This is a genomic window from Pseudolysinimonas kribbensis (genome assembly GCF_030161895.1).
GTDB lineage: Bacteria > Actinomycetota > Actinomycetes > Actinomycetales > Microbacteriaceae > Pseudolysinimonas > Pseudolysinimonas kribbensis.
In genome coordinates, this window is record NZ_BSVB01000001.1 from 63,423 (window position 1) to 82,392 (window position 18,970).

The following is an 18,970-nucleotide window of genomic DNA, read 5'->3' on the forward strand; positions in this document are numbered from 1 at the left end:
GCCGCATGCCCGAGTACCGCGCCCGCTTCGACGCCCGGATCGATTTCCTGAACGGCGGCGGCCTCACCGCCGAGGGCTTCCGGCTCGACCTGCCGTCCCGGGACGTCGCCGAATCGGAGATCGGGCGGCTGCTGGTGCAGCACCTCGGTCTCGCGATGGTCGGCTCGGTCGTCCTCACGGGCCTGGAGATCGTCGAGGAGGCGCACAAGGGATCGCGCGGGGTGATCGAGGCGCCGGCGGAGACCGACGCGTGGCACGTCGTCGACCTCAGCCACCCGATCTCCGAGGGCCTGGTCACCCTGCCCGGCATCCCGGCTCCGGTCATCACGCCGCTTCTCACGCATGCCGACTCGGTCGCGCGGTACGCGCCCGGCACGGTGTTCGCGATGGATGTCATCACGATCGCCGGGAACACGGGGACCTACCTCGACAGCCCGTACCACCGCTATCCGCACGGACCCGATCTGTCCGGCCTCGATCTGGCGACCCTGGTCGACCTCCCGGCCGAGGTGTTCCACCTCGACGACGTGACGGGGCGCGAGATCCCGGCCAGCCTGTTCCTCGACCGCGACGTGCGGGGCAGGGCGGTGCTGCTGCACACCGGATGGTCGCGGCACTTCGGCACGCCCGCGTACGCGAACGGCGCGCCGTACCTGGGCGCGGAGGCCGCGGACCACCTCGCCGAGCAGGGCGCGACGCTCGTGGGCATCGACTCGGTCAACATCGACGACATGTCCCCGGATGCCGGGGGCGAGCGGCCGGCCCACACCCGTCTGCTGGGCGACGGCATCCACGTCGTCGAGCACCTCACCGGCCTCGCGCAGCTGCCGCCGAGCGGATCGCGGTTCACCGCGGCGCCGCTGAACATCCGCGGTCTCGGCACGTCGCCCGTGCGCGCATTCGCCCGCGTGCCCATGCCCGCGTAGCCGCGCGCCGCCGGCCGAGAGAACGAAGAAGGCCCCGGAGCGGACTCCGGGGCCTTCGGTCTCTGCGAACAGAGCCCTCGTGCGCGAGGGGGACTTGAACCCCCACGCCCTATACGGGCACTAGCACCTCAAGCTAGCGCGTCTGCCATTTCCGCCACCCGCGCGAGGTGGTCGCCTTGTGGACGACCGAGTGTCGAGATTAGCACCTCGCCGGTTAGCGTGAGGACATGGCCGCCCACCCCGACGCCCCCTCGAGGACACCGCGCGCATCGCGCGCGACCTCATCCGGATCGACACCACGAACTGGGGTGCGGGCCGGTCGAAGGGCGAGACCGAGGCCGCCGAGTACGTGGCCGCCGAGCTGCGCCGGCTCGGCCTTCAGCCCACGCTCTGGGACGCCGCCGAGCGCCGCACGAGCGTCGTCGCGCGGGTGCCGGGTCGCGATCCGGAGCGCGCCGCCCTCGTCGTGCACGGGCACCTCGACGTCGTGCCGGCCGACCCCGCGAACTGGAGCGTCGACCCGTTCGGCGGCGAGATCCGCGACGGGATGCTGTGGGGCCGCGGGGCCGTCGACATGAAGAACATGGACGCGATGATCCTCACCGCGCTCGGCGACCTGCACGCCGCGGGGGAGCAGCCGGCGCGCGACCTCGTGGTGGCGTTCTTCGCCGACGAGGAGAACGGCGGGGTGTTCGGCTCGCATCCGGCCGTCGTGCAGCATCCGGAGTGGTTCGCGGGCGCGACGGAGGCGATCAGCGAGGTCGGCGGCTACTCGGTCGACATCGGCGGCACCCGCGCCTATTTGCTGCAGACGGGGGAGAAGGCGCTCTCCTGGATCAAGCTGACCGCGCGCGGGACGGCGGCGCACGGGTCGCGGGTCATCCGCGACAACGCCGTCACGAAGCTCGCGCGCGCTGTCGCCACCCTCGGTGCCGAGGAGTGGCCGCTGCACATGACCTCCACGACGACGCAGCTGGTGGGGGAGCTGCGCGGCATCCTCGGGCTCCCCGACGACGCGGAGCCCGACGAGGTCGTGCTCGCGACCGGCACCGCGGCCGGGTTCCTGCAGGCGACCCTGCGGGTGACCGGCAACCCGACCGTGCTCGAGGCCGGCTACAAGCACAACGTGATCCCCGACACGGCGAGCGCCCTCGTCGACCTGCGCCCCTTCGCCGGCCAGGAGGACGAGGTGCTCGACCGGGTGCGCGAGCTCATCGGCCCCGACATCGAGCTCGAGGTGCTGCACCACGACATCGGGCTCGAGTTCCCGTTCGAGGGGGCGCTCGTGGAGAAGATGACGGCCACGCTGCAGCGGCACGATCCCGGTGCGCCCGTGCTGCCGTACCTCATGAGCGGCGGCACCGACAACAAGGCGCTGGCCGAACTCGGCATCACCGGCTACGGTTTCGCCCCGCTGCGGCTGGATGCCGGACTCGACTTCCCGGCGATGTTCCACGGCGTCGACGAGCGCGTGCCGCTCGCTGCGCTCGAGTTCGGCCGCGCGGTCCTTGCGGACTTCCTCAGGGACTGCTGAGAGCCCGGGGCGCGATCGCCGAGCGCCGGTCTGCCAGAATCGTCGCTCGTGGACACCTGGCTCGAAGCGATCATCCTCGGCATCGTGCAGGGTCTGACCGAATTCCTGCCGATCTCCTCCAGCGCCCACCTGCGGATCGCGTCGACCCTCATGGGCACCGGCAAGGACCCGGGGGCCGCGTTCACCGCGATCCTGCAGCTCGGCACCGAGACGGCCGTGCTCATCTACTTCCTGCCCGACATCGCGCACATCATCGGGTCGTGGGTCAAGGCGCTGTTCGGCCGGATCCCGCGGCGCGACCCGAACGCGATGCTCGGCTGGTTCATCATCGTGGGCTCGATCCCGATCGTGGTGCTCGGTCTGCTGTTCCAGGACCAGATCGAGACCGTGTTCCGGTCCCTGTGGATCGTCGCGACCACGCTCATCGTGTTCGGCATCCTGCTCGGCGTCCTCGACCTGCTGGGCAAGCGGATCTACCGGCTGCGTGACATGCGCTGGGGGCAGGCTCTGGTCTTCGGAACGGCGCAGGCGCTCGCCCTCGTGCCCGGCGTCTCCCGCTCCGGGGCCACCATCGCGGCGGGCCGCGCGCTCGGTTTCGAGCGCCCCGCGGCCGCGCGCTACTCGTTCCTGCTCGCCCTGCCCGCCGTGTTCGGCAGCGGCTTCTACGAGCTGTTCAAGAGCCTGAAGGGCCACGGGCACGAGGTGTTCAGCTGGCCGCAGACCGGGGTCGCGACCGTCGTCGCGGGCGTCGTCGGCTTCGCGGTCATCGCGCTCTTCATGCGCTACATCTCGAAGGGCTCGTTCCTGCCGTTCGTGATCTACCGGGTGCTGCTGGGCATCGCCCTGTTCGTGGTGCTCGCCCTGGGGATCCTGCCGGCGCAATGAGCAGGCTCTCGCGTCTCCGCGACCGCGTCGTCACCGCCGACGCGGTCTACGGCACGATCCTGTACGCCGCCCTGATCGCCGTGAGTGCGGCATACGAACACGCCGGCGACGGTGTTCCGGGCGATCAGCCGAACGTGCAGGGAGACCTCGCCCTTCTGACCCCGGCCTCGGTCGACTTCCTGCAGGTGCTGGAGTGGTCGGTCACGACGCTCATCGTGTTCTGGATCGCCCACGTCTACGCGCGCACGATCGCCGGGCACGGGATGCGGTCGGGGAGGATCGGCGTCTGGGCGTCTCCTTCCGCCACGCCCTCGCCCACTCCAACGGGATGCTGTGGAGCGCCATCCCGGCGACGGTCGTCGTGCTGCTCGGCGCGGCCGGCGTGCTGCCCGACGCCGCCGACTGGGCGCTCGTGGTCAACGTGCTCGTGCTCGGCGTGCTCGGCTACCAGTCGCTGTCGGAACGCCGCCGACCCGTGCCGCTGCGCATCCTCGGGGAGTCGTGACGGCATTGCTGGGGCTCGCGATCATCCTGCTCGACATCGCGATGCACTGATGCGTCAGCGACGAGGGCCCGTGTTCCCGTCGCCCGCGCGACCGTCGCGGCGGCGCAGGTAGCGCTCGAACTCCTCGGCGATCGCGTCGCCGCTCGCCTCCGGGGCGTCGACGGTGTCGCGGGCCTGCTCGAGCTGGGTGATGTAGGCCGCCATGTCGTCGTCGTCGCTCGCGAGGGCGTTGATGCCGTCCTCCCAGGCCGTCGACTCCTCGATGAGCGTGCCGCGATCCACCTCGAGCTCGACGAACTCCTCGAGCCGCTCGATGAGCGCCAGGGTCGCCTTGGGCGACGGGGCGTTGTGCACGTAGTGCGGCACCGACGCCCAGATCGACAGCGACGGGATGCCCGCCTTCTGGGCCGCATCGCCCAGCACGGAGAGGATGCCGACCGGTCCCTCGTACGTGGACTTCTCGAGCTCGAACCGGTCGCGCAGCTCGCCGCTCTCGCTGGAGGCGAAGACCGAGATGGGCCGCGTGTGCGGCACGTCGGCGAGCATGGCGCCCAGGAACACGATCCCCGTGATGTCGGCGGCCAGGAACGCGTCGACGAGCTCGCCGGCGAAGGTCCGCCAGCCCCGCGAGGGCTCGGTGCCGAGCAGCACGTGGATGCCGGTCCCGCCGTCCACCGGCCCGTACAGGGTGACGCCCGGCCATTCGAGCGTGCGGTTGCCGTCCTCGTCGAGCACGCTCGTCGGGCGGTTGAACTGGTAGTCGAAGTAGTCCTCGGGCTCGAGGTCGCTGATCGCCACCAGCTCCAGCTGATCGCGCACCATGCGGGCGGCGTTGGACGCCGCGTCGCCCGCGTCGTTCCACCCCTCGAAGGCGACGACGAGGGTCGAGCCGGTCCCGAATCCCGCTGCCTCGGCCATCAGTCCACTGTAGGCGCCGGGAACGGAGGCCGCCCGCTCCCTAGACTCTCCGGGTGACCTCGCAGCCCGCGCTCCCGGCGGCCGTCCTGTTCGACATGGACGGCACGCTCGTCGACACCGAGCCCTACTGGATGCGGGCCGAGACGGAGCTGGTGGAGGCGTGGGGGGCACCTGGACCCACGACGACGCGCTGACCCTGGTCGGGAACGCGCTCGAGGTGTCCGCGCTCGTGCTGAAGTCGCGCGGCGTCGACCTCGAGGCCCGTGAGATCGTCGACCTGCTCACCGACCGGGTGCTCGAGCAGCTGCGCGACACCGTGCCGTGGCGGCCGGGCGCCCAGGCGCTCCTGCGCGACGTGCGGGATGCCGGCATCCCGACCGCGCTCGTCACGATGTCGCTGCGGAGGATGGCGGACGCGATCTCGGAGGTCGCCGGAGCCGCATTCGATGTGGTCGTCGCGGGCGACCAGGTCGAGCACGGCAAGCCCGATCCGGAGGCCTACCTCACGGCCGCGTCGCGTCTGGGCGTCGAGGCGGGGGATTGCGTCGCGATCGAGGACTCCGAGGTCGGCGTCGCCGCCGCCGTCGCCTCGGGAGCGAGCACGATCGCCGTGCCCTCGCACCTCGAGCTGCCCGCGTCGGCGGCGTACACCCTCTGGCCGACTCTCGAGGGGCGCGGCGTGGCCGACCTCGCCGCCCTGCACGCCCGTCGGAGGGCCGCATGAGCCGGGGACCGTTCGCCGCCGGCGACCGCGTGCAGCTCACCGGCCCGCGAGCCCGGCTGCATACGATCACGCTCGAGGCCGGCAAGCAGTTCCACACCCACCGCGGCGCTCTCGACCACGACGCGATCATCGGTGAACCCGAGGGCAGCGTCGTCACCGCGAGCAACGGCGACAGGTACCTCGCGCTGCGCCCGCTGCTCGCCGACTTCGTCATGTCGATGCCGCGCGGCGCCGCGATCGTCTACCCGAAGGACGCGGCGCAGATCCTCGCGCAGGCCGACGTGTTCCCCGGTGCGGTGGTCGTGGAGGCCGGGGTCGGCTCCGGCGCGCTCTCGCTCTGGCTGCTGCGTGCGATCGGCCCCGAGGGGCGGCTCGTCTCGTTCGAGCGTCGCGAGGAGTTCGCCGACGTCGCGCGCGGGAACGTCGCGGCCTTCACCGGGAGCGTGCCGCCGAACTGGAGCGTGGAACTGGGCGATCTCGCCGAGCGGCTGCCCGACGTCGCGACGCCGGCATCGGTCGACCGCGTCGTGCTCGACATGCTCGCGCCGTGGGAATGCCTGGACGTGGTCACCGAAGCGCTCGCACCCGGGGAGTGCTGCTCTGCTACGTCGCGACCGTGACGCAGCTCTCGCGGGTCGCGGAGGCGATCCGGGCCACCGGGTCCTACACGGAACCCGACCCGACCGAGACGCTCGTGCGCGGCTGGCACGTCGAGGGCCTCGCGGTGCGCCCCGATCACCGCATGGTCGGTCACACCGGGTTCCTGCTGACCGCGCGCCGGCTCGCGCCGGGCGCCGTGCTGACCCCGCCGGCGCGTCGGGCGTCGAAGACCGAGTACGGCGACGAGGACGTCGAGGCCTGGACGCCCGGGGCGCTCGGCGAGCACGTCAAGAGCGACAAGCGCCTGCGCAAGGTCGCTCGCGAGGCGCAGCGCCTCGCCGGGCAGGCGCGTTCGCACGGAGCGACCGGCGACGGCCGGTAGAGTGTTTCGGGCCCGTCTGCGTTCGCGCGGATCGGCGGGCATCCCTCCCGACGCTTGGAAGAAGGACCCGTGCGCCGTACGACCGCGATCATCACCGCCGTGGCCGCCGCCGCCCTCCTCGCGGGCGTCCTGGCGGGATGCGCTCCGGCCGGCCGTGGGCCCGGCAATCAGCCCGGCGGCTGCGTTCCCGAGCTGCCGAGCGGCGACGCCTCGAGCATCGTGAAGGCCACGGGAGTCGTCGGCAAGAGCCCGAAGGCGACATTCCCCACGCCGATCGTGGTGAAGAAGAGCGACCAGGTGACGGTGCTGAAGGCCGGTCACGGCCTGGTCGCGGCCAAGGGCGCGCAGATCGATCTCGACGCGACGATCTACGACGGCACCACCGGCCGGCCCATCGCCGCGACCGCGTACGACGGGTCGCTGCGCGCCGTGGCCGGCAAGGGGCTGCCCGGTCAGGCCGGGCTCGGCAGGTCCTCACTCGCCACGGCCCTCGTGTGCGCGCAGGCCGGATCCCGGATCGCGCTGACCTCGAACGGCAAGCGCCTGAACGCGGTCTCCGGTCTCCCCGCCTCCGAGCCGATCGTCGCGGTGATCGATGTCGTGCACGTCTACCCGGGTAAGGCCGACGGCGCGAACCAGCTGCCGCAGGACGGCATGCCGAGCGTCATCACGGCGGTCGACGGCCAGCCCGGCATCGTGCTGCAGGAGCTCGACAAGCCCAAGAACGCACGCTCCGAGGTCGTGAAGGCCGGAGGCGGCGCTGTGCTGAAGAAGGGCCAGAAGGCCGTTCTGCATTACACGGCGTGGACCTGGCCGGACGCCAACGGCGACAAGCCGGCCGTGATCGACTCGCTCGACACGTGGTCGGCCGGTATCGCGAGGGACGTCGTGCTCAGCAAGGGCAACGGCGTCCTGCCCGCCCAGGCGATCGACGCGATCGTCGGTCAGAAGGCGGGTTCGCAGCTGCTCGTCGTGCTGCCGCCGAAGGACGGCTACGGCGCCAACCCGCCGCAGGGCGCCTCGGCGAAGGACACCGTCATCTTCGTCATCGACATCCTCGGCGTCCGCTCCTAGACCCCGCCGCTCGGCACCGAGGCTGGGCGGATCCTTCGAGAGCGCCGCACCGCCGGGATCCGCGGGTACGCCTGAAGTCGGGTCGCGATCGCGGCCGCGACGGTGACGGCGGTGAGGGCGGATGCGCGTCGATCGATCGGGCACTCCGGGCACGGGCTGGGTGATCGTGCTGGACACGGGCGAGGAGCTCGTCGGATCCTTGACCGGGTTCGCCCGTGAGCACCGGATCCTCGGCGCCTCGATCCGCGCGATCGGTGCGTTCTCGTCGGTACGGCTCGCCTACTTCGACTGGGAGGCCAAGGAGTACCGCACGTCGGTCGATCTGAACGAGCAGGTCGAGCTGGTCTCGCTCATCGGCGACCTCGCCGAGAAGGACGGCGAGCCGCAGCTGCACGCGCACGCCGCCGTCGCGCTCGCCGACGGGCGGGTGCTCGGCGGTCACGTGCAGGAGGCCCACGTGCGGCCCACCTGCGAGATCATCCTGACGCAGACCCCGGAACCCCTCCGCAAGAAGGTCGATCCCGAATCCGGTCTCGCGCTGATCCGGCTGGATGCGTCGCCGGGCACGACGCGCACCTAACGGAGGTGCTCGCGGTCCGTAGGATCATCAGCATGTCCAACGCCACCGCCCGCGTGCCGGTGGAGGAGCGTCTCTTCAGCCTCGTTCTCGCCCTGCTCGCCACGGAGAACGGGCTGACCAAGAACGAGATCCTGTCGACCGTGCAGGGTTACCGCCAGCGCTTCGACGCCGGGGGCGACAACGCCAATCTCGAGCGCCAGTTCGAGCGCGACAAGGATGACATCCGGGATCTCGGCGTGCCGCTCGAGACCGTCGACTCGCCCGGGGATGCCGGCAACAACCAGACGCTGCGCTACCGCATCCCGCGTGGGGCGTACCAGCTCCCGAGCGACATCCGCTTCACGCCGGAGGAGATGACGCTGCTCGACCTCGCGGCGCGCGTGTGGCGCGAGGGCTCGCTGTCGGGGGAGTCGCGGCGGGCGCTGCTGAAGCTCCGCTCGCTCGGCGTCGACGTCGCCGAGCCCACGATCGGCTACGCGCCACGCGTGCGGCTGCGCGATGCGGCGTTCGAGCCGCTCGACGCGGCGCTCGAGAAGCACCTCGTGGTGCGCTTCCCGTACCTCAAGCCGGGGGATCAGGCCGCGCGGGAGCGCGAGGTGATCCCGCTCGCCCTCGTGCAGTACCAGGGGCGATGGCACCTCTCGGCGGAGGAGTACGTCGACGGCGGCTCGACCGCGGGCGCGCGCAAGATGTTCCTGCTGCGCCGGATCGTCGGCCCCGTCGCGACCGGCAAGCCCGCCCCCGCGCGACCCGGCGACCACACCGCCGAGGCGGTCGCGGGCCTGGAGGAGGTCTGGCATCGCGGCGTCGCCGAGGTCGAGGTCACCTGCGACACCGACGCGGCGACCCGTCTGACCAACCGCCGCGACACGGAGCAGCTCGGCCCGGGCGCTGCCGGCACGGAGCGGCTGCGGGTGCACTACGTCGACATGGCGATCCTCGCCGACGAGCTCGCCGGGTTCGGGCCGGAGGTGCTCGTCATCGAGCCCGCCGACCTGCGCGCGGCGGTCGTGGAACGTCTGGAGGAGGCGGCGCGTGGCTGAGCGTGCGCAACCGCTGCAGGCTCGCGACAAGCTCGCGTTCCTGCTGTCGCTCGTGCCGTGGCTCATGGACCACGACGGCGCCACGGTGGCCGAGACCGCGGACCACTTCGGCATGCAGCCGGAGCAGATCCGGGAGGCGGTGCGCCTGATCGCGGTGAGCGGCATCCCCGGCGAGACCGACGCCTATCAGCACGAGGATCTGTTCGACATCGACTGGGACGCCTTCGAGGAGCACGACGAGATCCAACTCACCCACCTCGTGGCGATCGACGATGCACCGCGGTTCTCGGCGCGCGAGGCGGCCGCCCTCATCGCGGGTCTGCAGTACCTCGCATCGCTGCCCGAGAACGCCGGCAGCGCGACGCTCGCGGGTCTGACGGGCAAGCTCAGCGCGGGTGCCTCCGCCGCACCCGCCCAGGTGGGGGTGGAGGCCGATCCGGCCATCGCATCCACCCTGGCGCTCATCCGGCAGGCGGTCGCGAGCGGCGTGCAGCTCGATCTGGTCTACCTCAACGCGTCGGGGAGAAGGAGCGCCGCCACGTCGACCCGCTGCGGGTCGAGTCCTTCGACGACGACTGGTATCTGCGCGGCTGGTGCCACCTGCGGGAGGCCGTGCGCACCTTCCGGCTCGACCGGATCTCCGACGCGGTCATCACCGACCTCCCGATCGAGCACCGCGCGAGCGAGGTGCGCCTGCCGGATCGCCTGTTCGAGCCGTCGCCGCAGGATCTCGAGGTGACGATCGACATCGCGTCCTCCGCGATGCCCCTGATCGCGGACTTCATCCCCGACGGCGCGACGTCGACGGAGCACGACGGACGCATCCGCACGACGCTCCGGGTGTCCCACTACCACGGCCTCAAGCGACTCGCGACGCGGATGTCCGGCGTCATGACGGTGGTCGCCCCGCCGAGCGCGCGGGAGGCGGTCGCCGACTGGGCCCGCTCCGGCGTCGACCGTTATCGGAAAGAGATGCGATAATTTCGTATCGCCGTCTTCGGTCGGGTGAATCCAGGTAGCCTGGCTTACACTGACACTTCAGCGCAGAAGAACAGGAACTCGCTCATGCTTCGTGGTCTCTTCGAGGGTCCGGCTCCGTGGATCATCCTCGCGGTCGTCATCCTCTTGTTCGGCGCCACCCGCCTGCCGGCTCTCGCCCGCAGCCTCGGCCAGTCGGCCAAGATCTTCCGCACCGAGGTCAAGGACGCGAAGGACGAGAAGGCTGCCGAAGCGAAGGCCGACGACGCGTCGGCCAGCACCACCACCACGTCGGAGGCGACGACGCCCGCCGACGGCACCTCCGCGAAGTAGGCGGTCGTGGCCGTCCGCACGCGGCGGCGGTCCAATCCTGAGGGCCGCATGTCCCTGGGCCAGCACCTCGTCGAGCTCAGGCGACGGGTGTTCTGGGCCGCGGGCGCGGTGGTCGTCGGAACCGGTGGAGGATGGTTCCTCTACGACCTGGTCTGGCCGCAACTGGAGTCGCCGATCCAGCACATCGCCAAATCGCACCAGGCGATCATCAACTTCACCAACATCACGGGCGCGTTCGACCTTCGGGTGCAGATCGCGTTCACCATCGGCATCGTCGTCTCGAGCCCGGTGTGGCTGTACCAGATCTTCGCGTTCCTGGTGCCGGCCCTGTCCCGGCGTGAGAAGCGCTACGTCCTCGCGTTCATCGGGACGGCGATCCCGCTGTTCCTGATCGGCTGCGCGGTCGGCTGGATCGTGTTCCCCCACATGATCGAGCTCATGTCGAGCTTCGTCCCGGCCGGGTCGGCCAGCTTCTACGACGCCAAGTACTACCTCGACTTCGTCTTGAAGCTGGTGCTCGTCGTCGGTTTCGCGTTCGAGCTGCCGGTGTTCCTCGTGCTGCTCAACTTCGTGGGGGTGTTGCGCGGCAAGGCGATCCTCAAGGGATGGCGCTGGGCCGTGCTCGCGATCGTCGTGTTCACCGCGATCGCCACGCCGGCGGCCGACATCAGCTCGATGATGCTGCTCGCCCTGCCGATGACGGTGCTGTACTTCGTCGCGATCGGGATCTCGCTGCTGCACGACCGCCAGGTCGACCGGCGCAAGGCCGCCGAGGAGCTCGCCTCCTCCGCTTCGGTGGACGCGACGCCGGCCTGAACGAGGCCCGACTGAACGAGAATGAGGGGTGAGCACCCTCTCGCCCGCGGAGCGGTACGCGGCTGCACGAGCGCGTCGCGCGGCGCCCGAACTGCAGCTGTTCCGGGAGCGGCAGGACTTCGACCTCGACCCCTTCCAGCTCGAGGCCTGCCGGGCCCTCGAGGCGGGGCGCGGGGTGCTCGTGGCGGCACCGACCGGAGCCGGCAAGACGATCGTCGCCGAGTTCGCGGTGCATCTGGCGCTGGCCGACCCGCGGGCGAAGGTGTTCTACACGACGCCGATCAAGGCGCTCAGCAATCAGAAGTACTCGGAGCTCGCGGCCGAGCACGGCGCCGAGCGCATCGGCCTGCTCACCGGCGACACCAACGTCAACAGCTCCGCCCGCGTCGTCGTCATGACGACCGAGGTGCTGCGCAACATGCTCTACGCCGACTCGCCCCTGTTGAAGGACCTGGCCTACGTGGTCATGGACGAGGTGCACTACCTCGCCGACCGGTTCCGGGGAGCGGTGTGGGAGGAGGTCATCATCCACCTCCCGCGCGAGGTGCGGCTCGTGTCGCTGAGCGCCACGGTGTCGAACGCGGAGGAGTTCGGTGACTGGCTGCAGGCCGTGCGCGGCGACACCGACGTCGTCGTCTCGGAGGACCGCCCGGTGCCGCTGGAGCAGCACGTGCTCGTGCGCTCGAAGCTCATGGACCTCTTCGACGACTCCGGCGCGATCGCGGCCAACCGCGTCAATCCCGAGCTCGCGCGTCTCGCCTCCGCCGGTGGGCGGCCGGCCGGCACCTACCGGGGCCAGCACCCGGGCCGCCACCATCGCAAGGGGCAGGGCGGCCTCGGCTCGGAGGGGCAGCGGCAGGGGGCCTCGGCGGGGGATGGAACGCCGGCGACCGCATGGATCGCCCGGATGTGGTGCGGCTGCTCGAGTCGCGGCACCTGCTGCCCGCGATCTTCTTCGTCTTCAGCCGAGCCGGCTGCGACGCCGCCGTGCAGCAGATCATGCGCTCCGACCTGCGGCTGACCGAGAAGTGGGAGCGCGACGAGATCCGCGACCTCGTCGAGGAGCGCTGCCGTGCGATCCCGGACGCCGATCTCGGCGTACTCGGGTACTGGGATTGGCTGGACGGGCTCGAGCGGGGGTCGCCGCGCACCACGCCGGGCTGCTGCCGGCGTTCAAGGAGATCATCGAGGAGCTGTTCCAGCGCAAGCTCCTCAAGGTCGTCTTCGCGACCGAGACGCTCGCGCTCGGCGTCAACATGCCGGCCCGCACCGTCGTGCTCGAGAAGCTCGAGAAGTTCAACGGCGAGGCGCGGGTGCCGATCACGCCGGGGGAGTACACCCAGCTGACCGGCCGGGCCGGTCGGCGCGGCATCGACGTCGAGGGGCACGCGGTCATCCAGTGGATCGGCGGCCTCGACCCCGCGGCCGTCGCGTCGCTTGCCTCCCGCCGCAGCTATCCGCTCGTGTCGAGCTTCCGGCCCACGTACAACATGGCCGTCAACCTCATCGAGCAGTTCGGCCGGGAGCGCACCCGCGAGATCCTGGAGAGCTCGTTCGCGCAGTTCCAGGCCGACCGCGCCGTCGTCGACCTCGCGCGCCGGCTGCGCGAGCAGGAGAAGTCGCTCGAGGCGTACGCGGAGGCGATGCGATGCCACCTCGGCGACTTCGCCGAGTACGCGACGCTCCGCCGCGAGCTGACCGACCTCGAGCGCAAGAACGCGCGGGCCGAGGACGCCGCGGCGAGCTCGGCAACGAGTCGCGGAGCGAGCGCGACAAGCGACAGCGCCGGATCGCCGAGCTCCGGCGCCGGATGAAACAGCATCCCTGTCACGCCTGCAACGACCGCGAGGCGCACGCCCGCTGGGCCGAGCGCTGGTGGCGTCTCAAGCGCGAGCACGACCAGCTGGCGACGCAGATCCGCGGGCGCACGGGCGCCGTCGCCCAGGTCTTCGACCGGGTGAGCGACGTGCTGCTCGAGCTCGGCTACCTCGAGCGCGACCAGCACGGCCGGCTCGGCGTCGCGGGACCGGGAACGGCGCTGCGCCGGATCTACGGCGAGCGCGACCTGCTCGTCGCCGAGTGTCTGCGATCCGGCGTGTGGGACGGCCTCGATGCGGCCGGGCTCGCGGCGCTCGCGAGCTGTCTCGTCTTCGAGCCCCGTCGTGAGCGCGAGGAGGTGGGGGAGCACGGGCTGCCCCGCGGCGCCTTCCGAGCCGCGCTCGAGGCGACCGAGGCGATCTGGGAGCGGCTGAGCGAGCTGGAGACCGAGCACCGATTGCCGGACAGCGACCCGCCCTCGACCGGAATCGCCCTCGCGACCCAGCGCTGGGCGCAGGAGCGCAGCTGGACTCCGTGCTGCGGGATGCCGACCTGGCCGCCGGGGACTTCGTGCGCTGGATGAAGCAGGCCATCGATCTGCTCGACCAGATCTCGATCGTGGCGGACGGCCCGCTCGGCCGCACCGCGCGCGTGGCGATCGACGCCATCCGGCGCGGGATCGTGGCCTACAGCGCGGTCCAGTAATTGGCCACCTATGCTGAGCCGGTGCGTGCCCGCCCCGCTCTGCCGCTCGGATGGGCGCTCCTGGTCGCCGTATGCGCCGGCTTCATCCTCGACGGCGCGTTCCCCGACATCGACGTCTGGCCGCTCGCGTTCCTCGGCATCGGGCTCGCGCTGCTGATCCAGCAGGGCCGCCGGCTCGGGTCGGCGTTCCTGGTGGGCTTCGTGTTCGGCACGGTGTTCTTCGGCTGGCAGGTCTTCTGGGCGACCACGTTCCTCGGGCCGCTTCCGTGGGCGGCCCTGTCGGTGTTCATGGGCGCATGGTGCGGCGCCGGGGGATGCTGATCACGCTCGCCTACCGCTGGGTGCCACCGGCGTTCCCGACCGCGGTCTCGCGCCTGCTGTTCCTCCCCGCGGTCGTCGCCGGGCTCTGGACGCTCCGGGAGGCCGTGGCGAGCGTCTGGCCGTGGGGCGGCTTCGCGTGGGGCCGGGTCGCGCTCTCGCAGTCCGACAGCGCGATCTCCGACCTCTTCCCGTGGCTGGGCGTCTCGGGCGTGAGCTTCGTCATGGTGTTCCTGTGCGCGGTCGCGCTGGCCGCCATCCAGGAGGGGTGGCGCAGGCGCGGTCCGTGGCGGGAGCCGGTGGCGGTGCCGTGGGCCGCGCGCGCCGCTCTCGTGACCGCGATCGCCGCGTTGATGGTGGTGATCCCGGCGTTCCCCGTTCCGACCCACGGGACGCTCCGCGTCGGCGCCGTGCAGGGCGACACGAAGGCGGGCTACTTCGACCCGCCCGCGCGCGTCGGCGACAACCTGCTGCGGCAGATCCAGAAGACGCAGCCCGTCTACGGCCGGCACGTGGATGTCGTGGTGTGGCCCGAGGGGGCGTCCGACCTGGATCCGCTGGAAGACCCCGACGCCGCGGCGCTGTGGGACGAGGTGGCCCAGCGCGCCGGTGCGCCGCTCGTGGGCGGGGCGATCACCGCGCGCACGTCGCACGGGGTGACCCGGTACTACAACACGTCGATGGTCTGGCAGCCGGCGCGGGGCGGAGAGACCGACCACTACGACAAGAAGCATCCGGTGCCGTTCGGCGAGTACGTGCCGGCCCGGCCGTTCTTCCACGCGATCGTGCCGAGCCTCATCGATCTCATCCAGCGCGAGTACACGCCGGGAACCACCGACGACGTCATGGACGTCGGCAAAGCCGTCGCCTCGATCGCGATCTGCTTCGACATCGTCGACGACCAGATCATGACCGACGGTGTCCGGGAGGGCGGTCAGCTGGTCTTCGCGCAGACCAACAACGCCGACTTCGGGCAGTTCACCGACGAGAGCGTGCAGCAACTGGCGATCGCCCGGATCCGGGCGCGCGAACTCGGCCGCTCGGTGGTCAACATCTCGACCGTCGGTACGAGCGCGATCGTCTACCCGGACGGCACCGAGCACGACCGGCTCGCGACCTACACGCCCGGCGTGATGATCGACGACGTGCCCCTGGCCACGACGATGACGCCCGCCGTGCTCGGCGGGCGTCAGATCGAGTGGCTCGTGTGCGGGCTCGGCGTCGGCGCGCTGGTCGCCGGCTTCACGGTCCGCTTCGGCCGGAGGCGGAAGAGCTAGGCGCTCTTCTTGCTCCCGGCCTTCTCCTGGCCGCGGCGTGCCCGGAGGTACTGGAGGCGCTCCTGCAGCAGTTCCTCGAGCTCGGCACGGCTGCGGCGCTCGAGCAGCATGTCCCAGTGGGTGCGGACCGGCTTGGCTTCGACCGGCTCCGACTCGACGAGTTCGCCCTCGTCATCGACGAGGCGTCCCTCCTGTCCGCTCCGGGGCGAGGCCCAGGTCTCCGGGACGTCCGCCTCGGCGGCGAAGACGACCTCGAAGGTCGAGCCGTCCTCGGTGCGGTACGTGACCTTCTTGCGGGGTGAGAACTCGACGCCCTCTTCGCTCTGCATGCTCTGTGAGCCGAGTCGCATCCCGCGCAGGCTGCGATCTGCCATCGTGTGGCCTCCTGACGCTGTGGTGCTCGCGCCCGGTGGGACGCGACTCATATACAACCCGAGGGTGGTCGCGTTCATGCCCGGGGAGGGCCCTTTTCAGAGCTTTCACAGCGGAACCCGCCGACCTCGCAGTGAACGGATCAGGGTGCCGCGCGCCGGCGCACCGCATCCATCGCGAGGTCGCATCGGTCGGTGATGATGCCGTCCACCCCGCGGTCCAGCAGTCGCCTCATCATCGCGGGGTCGTTGATGGTCCAGACGTGCATCTCGATGCCGAGCTCGTGAACGGCCCGGATGACGCGGGGGTCGTCGCGCGTATGCGCAGCACCCGGAGCGGGAGCTGTACGGCATCGACGTCGCGCAGGGCCCGTCGCACCAGCATCCGGATGCCGAGCTTGGCCCCGACCACCGTCGCGAGCACCGCGAGCGACGAGGCCGAGGTGGCCACGCCGTCGAGCCGCCGCACGGTGCTCCGACGCCGCCGGCCGTCGAACGACCCGACGAGCACCCGGTGCTGGGCTCGCGCTGCGGCGATGGCGCGCGCCGCCGGCTCGCTCGCGGCCGCGTGCTTGATGTCGATGTTGAACCGCGCGTCGGGGAACGCGTCGAGCACCTCGGTCAGGGTCGGATAGGTCTGCCCGGACCCGAGGTCGATCCGTGCGAGCTCGGCCGCGGTCAGCTGATCGATCCTCATGTTCCGGCCGGCGACCCGGCGCAGATCGGGGTCGTGGCTGACGATGGCGACGCCGTCCGCCGACGCATGCACATCGGTCTCCACGTAGGCGACGCCGGTTGCGAGCGCCTTCACAAAGGCGAGCATCGTGTTCTCGGGAGCCTCGAGGGCGAGCCCGCGGTGGGCGAGCACCCGCGGGGAGCGGGGAGAACCAGTCCGCATCGGGGCCGGGGGCCGCGCTACTCCTTCTTGGGCGCACCCGACCCTCTCGGGGCATCCGGGTCGCGCGGCGCGAAGAAGCCCGCTCCGATGTTCTGCAGGGCCTCGGTCAGTTCGCTCGGGATGATCCAGAGCTTGTTCGACGCCCCCTCGGCGAGCTTCGGCAGCGTCTGCAGGTACTGGTACGAGAGCAGCTTGCTGTCGGGATCGCCTGCGTGGATCGCGCCGAACACGGTCTCGATGGCCTTCGCCTCGCCCTCGGCGCGCAGCACCGCGGCCTTGGCGTCGCCCTCCGCCTGGAGGATCGCGGCCTGCCGGTGCCCCTCCGCCTCGAGGATCTGCGACTGCTTCGTGCCCTCGGCCGTGAGGATCACGGCGCGGCGGTCGCGCTCGGCGCGCATCTGCTTCTCCATCGAGTCCTGGATGGAGGCGGGCGGGTCGATCGCCTTGAGCTCGACACGGCTCACCCGGATGCCCCACTTGCCGGTGGCCTCGTCGAGCACGATGCGCAGCTGGCCGTTGATGTTGTCACGGGAGGTCAGCGCCTCCTCGAGGTTGAGGCCGCCGACCACGTTGCGCAGGGTCGTCGTGGTGAGCTGCTCGACCGCACCGAGGTAGTTGGCGATCTCGTAGGTCGCGGCCCGGGCATCCGTCACCTGGAAGTAGACGACCGTGTCGATCGAGACGACCAGGTTGTCCTCGGTGATGACCGGCTGCGGCGGGAAGCTCACCACCTGCTCGCGCAGGTCGACGAGCGGGCGGAGCCGGTCGACGAAGGGCACCAGGAGGTTCAGGCCCGGCATGAGGGTCTTGTGGTAGCGGCCCAGCCGCTCCACGATGCCGGCGTACGCCTGCGGGATGATGCGGATGGACCGGAACAGGACCGTCAACACGAAGATCGCCACGATGACGATCACGATGATGAGGATCACGTCGCCGAAGATCTGACCGTCGGTCATGAGGCGCTGGCTCCTTCTGAGGGTTCGTTTCGATGCCGCTCGGCCGGCGCGACCACGGCGGTCGCCCCGTCGATCGCCGTGACGACGACCTGCTCGCCCTCGATCAGGCGATCGGATGCCGGCCCCGCGTTGCCGAGCCGGGAGGTCCAGGTCTCGCCGTTGGCGAGCTTCACCTGACCGCGGCCGTCGGCGAAGGCGACGACGACGGTGCCGGTCAGGCCCAGCAGGGCCTCCACGTTCGTGCGCGCCGGATCGCCGCCGCGGCGCAATCGGTGCAGCAAGGGCGGGCGCACCACGAGCAGCAGCAGAAGCGCCAGCACGCCGGCGACGATGATGTCGACCCACCACTGGGCCCCCAGGAGGCCGGCGACGAGGCCGCCCGCGCTGCCGATGGCCAGCATGAGGAAGGTGAAGTCGAGGCTGAGCACCTCGACGATCAGGAAGATGAGGATGAGGGCCAGCCACACCACCCACGCCCAGCTCGAGATCACGTCACTGGGCATGATTCGAAAGTACCACCCGGCCCGGCGGGCGGAGGGGTTGGGTAGGGTCGGATCCCGTGAACGATGAGGCTCCGCTCGCGGCCGGCACGCTGTCCGGCATCCGCGCCCTGGTCACGGGCTCCAGCCGGGGATCGGCGCCGATACGGCCCGCTACCTGGCCGACGCCGGCGCCCGGGTCGCCATCAACTTCCGCAACAAGGAGGCGCGTGCCCTGAAGGTCGTCGCCGGAATCGAGGAGGCCGGGGAGAGGCCATCGCCGTCGGCGCCGACCTCACCGCTCCCGACTCGGTCGCCGCGATGTTCGCCATGATCAAGGCGGAATGGGATGGTCTCGACCTGCTCGTCTTGAATGCCTCCGGCGGCATGGAAGGCGGGATGGCCGAGGACTATGCGCTCCGGCTCAACCGTGACGCCCAGGTCGACGTGCTCGAGAAGGCGCTGCCGCTGATGCCGTCGGGGTCGCGCGTGGTGTTCGTGACCAGCCACCAGGCGCACTTCATCGAGACGACCGCCACGATGGACCTCTACGAGCCGGTGGCTCGCAGCAAACGCGCCGGCGAGGACGCGCTTCGCGCGCGCCTCGGCGAGCTCGACGAGCGCGGCATCTCCTTCGTCGTCGTCTCGGGCGACATGATCGAGGGCACCATCACGGCGACCCTCCTCGAGCGCGCCCAGCCCGGTGCGCTCGAGTCGCGGCGCGAGGAGGCCGGACGCCTGTACTCGGTCGCCGAGTTCGCCGCCGAGGTCGCGAGGGCGGCCGTGGACCCGATTCCGGATGATCACACCCGGCTGGTCGGCGACGTGAGCGGTTTCCAGAGCCCGTGAC

The 18,970-nt window shown here is 71.0% G+C and carries 19 protein-coding genes, 1 tRNA gene and 6 pseudogenes; 19 read left to right on the forward strand and 7 right to left on the reverse strand.

Features of this window, described 5'->3' with window-relative positions; all coding sequences use genetic code 11:
- Positions 1-5: 5 nt before the first annotated feature.
- On the forward strand, positions 6-926 hold the full coding sequence (locus QQK35_RS00335; protein WP_284251959.1) for a cyclase family protein: 921 nt from the start codon (positions 6-8) through the stop codon (positions 924-926).
- Between the two features lie 79 nt (positions 927-1,005).
- On the opposite strand, the gene QQK35_RS00340 is transcribed toward QQK35_RS00335, so the two are convergent.
- Positions 1,006-1,091 (reverse strand) — tRNA-Leu (locus QQK35_RS00340).
- Positions 1,092-1,176: 85 nt separating this feature from the next.
- On the opposite strand from QQK35_RS00340, the pseudogene QQK35_RS00345 reads away from it, so the two are divergent.
- From QQK35_RS00345 to QQK35_RS00355, 3 genes and pseudogenes are all read left to right on the forward strand, one after another.
- Positions 1,177-2,460, forward strand: a pseudogene (locus QQK35_RS00345) (M20/M25/M40 family metallo-hydrolase); the annotation flags it as partial.
- A gap of 48 nt (positions 2,461-2,508) precedes the next feature.
- A complete protein-coding gene (locus tag QQK35_RS00350) occupies positions 2,509-3,345 on the forward strand; it encodes an undecaprenyl-diphosphate phosphatase (RefSeq protein WP_284251962.1) in 837 nt (278 codons plus the stop codon).
- 328 nt (positions 3,346-3,673) lie between these two features.
- Positions 3,674-3,850, forward strand: coding sequence for a hypothetical protein (locus tag QQK35_RS00355; protein WP_284251963.1), 177 nt, complete (start codon positions 3,674-3,676; stop codon positions 3,848-3,850).
- Positions 3,851-3,904: 54 nt separating this feature from the next.
- Here QQK35_RS00355 and QQK35_RS00360 read toward each other — a convergent pair whose 3' ends face one another.
- Complete coding sequence (locus tag QQK35_RS00360) at positions 3,905-4,768, reverse strand: proteasome assembly chaperone family protein (RefSeq protein WP_284251965.1); 864 nt, start codon at positions 4,766-4,768, stop codon at positions 3,905-3,907.
- Between the two features lie 95 nt (positions 4,769-4,863).
- Between QQK35_RS00360 and QQK35_RS00365 the strand changes: the two are divergent.
- From QQK35_RS00365 to lnt, 14 genes and pseudogenes are all read left to right on the forward strand, one after another.
- Positions 4,864-5,492 (forward strand): annotated as a pseudogene (locus QQK35_RS00365) (HAD family hydrolase).
- A pseudogene (locus tag QQK35_RS00370) lies at positions 5,489-6,474 on the forward strand (tRNA (adenine-N1)-methyltransferase). Before QQK35_RS00365 ends, QQK35_RS00370 begins: the two co-directional pseudogenes overlap by 4 nt.
- 69 nt (positions 6,475-6,543) lie before the next feature.
- The gene (locus QQK35_RS00375; protein WP_284251967.1) at positions 6,544-7,548 is read left to right on the forward strand and encodes an FKBP-type peptidyl-prolyl cis-trans isomerase; all 1,005 of its coding nucleotides are present in this window, start codon (positions 6,544-6,546) and stop codon (positions 7,546-7,548) included.
- A gap of 121 nt (positions 7,549-7,669) precedes the next feature.
- Entirely contained in the window at positions 7,670-8,128 is a 459-nt protein-coding gene (locus QQK35_RS00380; RefSeq protein ID WP_284251969.1) for a PPC domain-containing DNA-binding protein, read from the forward strand.
- Between the two features lie 32 nt (positions 8,129-8,160).
- Positions 8,161-9,171, forward strand: coding sequence for a helix-turn-helix transcriptional regulator (locus tag QQK35_RS00385; protein ID WP_284251971.1), 1,011 nt, complete (start codon positions 8,161-8,163; stop codon positions 9,169-9,171).
- A gap of 64 nt (positions 9,172-9,235) precedes the next feature.
- A pseudogene (locus QQK35_RS00390) lies at positions 9,236-9,502 on the forward strand (helix-turn-helix transcriptional regulator); the annotation flags it as partial.
- Positions 9,503-9,906: 404 nt separating this feature from the next.
- The gene (locus QQK35_RS20750) at positions 9,907-10,152 is read left to right on the forward strand and encodes a WCX domain-containing protein (protein WP_488803437.1); all 246 of its coding nucleotides are present in this window, start codon (positions 9,907-9,909) and stop codon (positions 10,150-10,152) included.
- A gap of 84 nt (positions 10,153-10,236) precedes the next feature.
- Positions 10,237-10,482 (forward strand): twin-arginine translocase TatA/TatE family subunit, encoded by a 246-nt coding sequence (locus tag QQK35_RS00400; protein WP_284251975.1) that lies wholly within the window; start codon positions 10,237-10,239, stop codon positions 10,480-10,482.
- A 48-nt stretch (positions 10,483-10,530) separates the two neighbouring features.
- Entirely contained in the window at positions 10,531-11,298 is a 768-nt protein-coding gene (gene tatC, locus QQK35_RS00405; protein ID WP_284251977.1) for a twin-arginine translocase subunit TatC, read from the forward strand.
- Between the two features lie 28 nt (positions 11,299-11,326).
- Positions 11,327-12,319: a DEAD/DEAH box helicase gene (locus tag QQK35_RS20120; protein ID WP_431311785.1), complete on the forward strand. Its 993-nt coding sequence runs from the start codon at positions 11,327-11,329 to the stop codon at positions 12,317-12,319.
- A 94-nt stretch (positions 12,320-12,413) separates the two neighbouring features.
- Complete coding sequence (locus QQK35_RS20125) at positions 12,414-13,112, forward strand: helicase-related protein (RefSeq protein WP_431311786.1); 699 nt, start codon at positions 12,414-12,416, stop codon at positions 13,110-13,112.
- Positions 13,109-13,821: pseudogene (locus QQK35_RS20130) on the forward strand (hypothetical protein). Before QQK35_RS20125 ends, QQK35_RS20130 begins: the two are co-directional and overlap by 4 nt.
- Before the next feature lie 21 nt (positions 13,822-13,842).
- On the forward strand, positions 13,843-14,142 hold the full coding sequence (locus QQK35_RS00415; RefSeq protein ID WP_284251979.1) for a hypothetical protein: 300 nt from the start codon (positions 13,843-13,845) through the stop codon (positions 14,140-14,142).
- On the forward strand, positions 14,136-15,416 hold the full coding sequence (gene lnt, locus QQK35_RS00420) for an apolipoprotein N-acyltransferase (RefSeq protein ID WP_284251981.1): 1,281 nt from the start codon (positions 14,136-14,138) through the stop codon (positions 15,414-15,416). Before QQK35_RS00415 ends, lnt begins: the two co-directional genes overlap by 7 nt.
- Here the strand turns inward: lnt and QQK35_RS00425 are convergent.
- The 5 genes from QQK35_RS00425 to QQK35_RS00445 all read right to left on the reverse strand — a co-directional run bounded on the left by QQK35_RS00425 (position 15,413) and on the right by QQK35_RS00445 (position 18,144).
- A complete protein-coding gene (locus QQK35_RS00425; RefSeq protein WP_284251983.1) occupies positions 15,413-15,790 on the reverse strand; it encodes an RNA polymerase-binding protein RbpA in 378 nt (125 codons plus the stop codon). The genes lnt and QQK35_RS00425 overlap by 4 nt on opposite strands.
- A gap of 140 nt (positions 15,791-15,930) precedes the next feature.
- Positions 15,931-16,056 carry a glycerophosphodiester phosphodiesterase family protein gene (locus tag QQK35_RS00430; RefSeq protein WP_284251985.1) on the reverse strand — a complete coding sequence of 42 codons (126 nt, stop codon included), beginning with the start codon at positions 16,054-16,056 and terminating at the stop codon, positions 15,931-15,933.
- Entirely contained in the window at positions 16,023-16,655 is a 633-nt protein-coding gene (locus tag QQK35_RS00435; RefSeq protein WP_284251987.1) for a glycerophosphodiester phosphodiesterase family protein, read from the reverse strand. Before QQK35_RS00435 ends, QQK35_RS00430 begins: the two co-directional genes overlap by 34 nt.
- Before the next feature lie 47 nt (positions 16,656-16,702).
- Positions 16,703-17,641 carry an SPFH domain-containing protein gene (locus tag QQK35_RS00440; protein WP_284251990.1) on the reverse strand — a complete coding sequence of 313 codons (939 nt, stop codon included), beginning with the start codon at positions 17,639-17,641 and terminating at the stop codon, positions 16,703-16,705.
- Positions 17,638-18,144 carry an NfeD family protein gene (locus QQK35_RS00445; RefSeq protein WP_284251992.1) on the reverse strand — a complete coding sequence of 169 codons (507 nt, stop codon included), beginning with the start codon at positions 18,142-18,144 and terminating at the stop codon, positions 17,638-17,640. Before QQK35_RS00445 ends, QQK35_RS00440 begins: the two co-directional genes overlap by 4 nt.
- Before the next feature lie 56 nt (positions 18,145-18,200).
- On the opposite strand from QQK35_RS00445, the pseudogene QQK35_RS00450 reads away from it, so the two are divergent.
- A pseudogene (locus tag QQK35_RS00450) lies at positions 18,201-18,969 on the forward strand (SDR family oxidoreductase).
- Position 18,970: the final 1 nt, after the last annotated feature.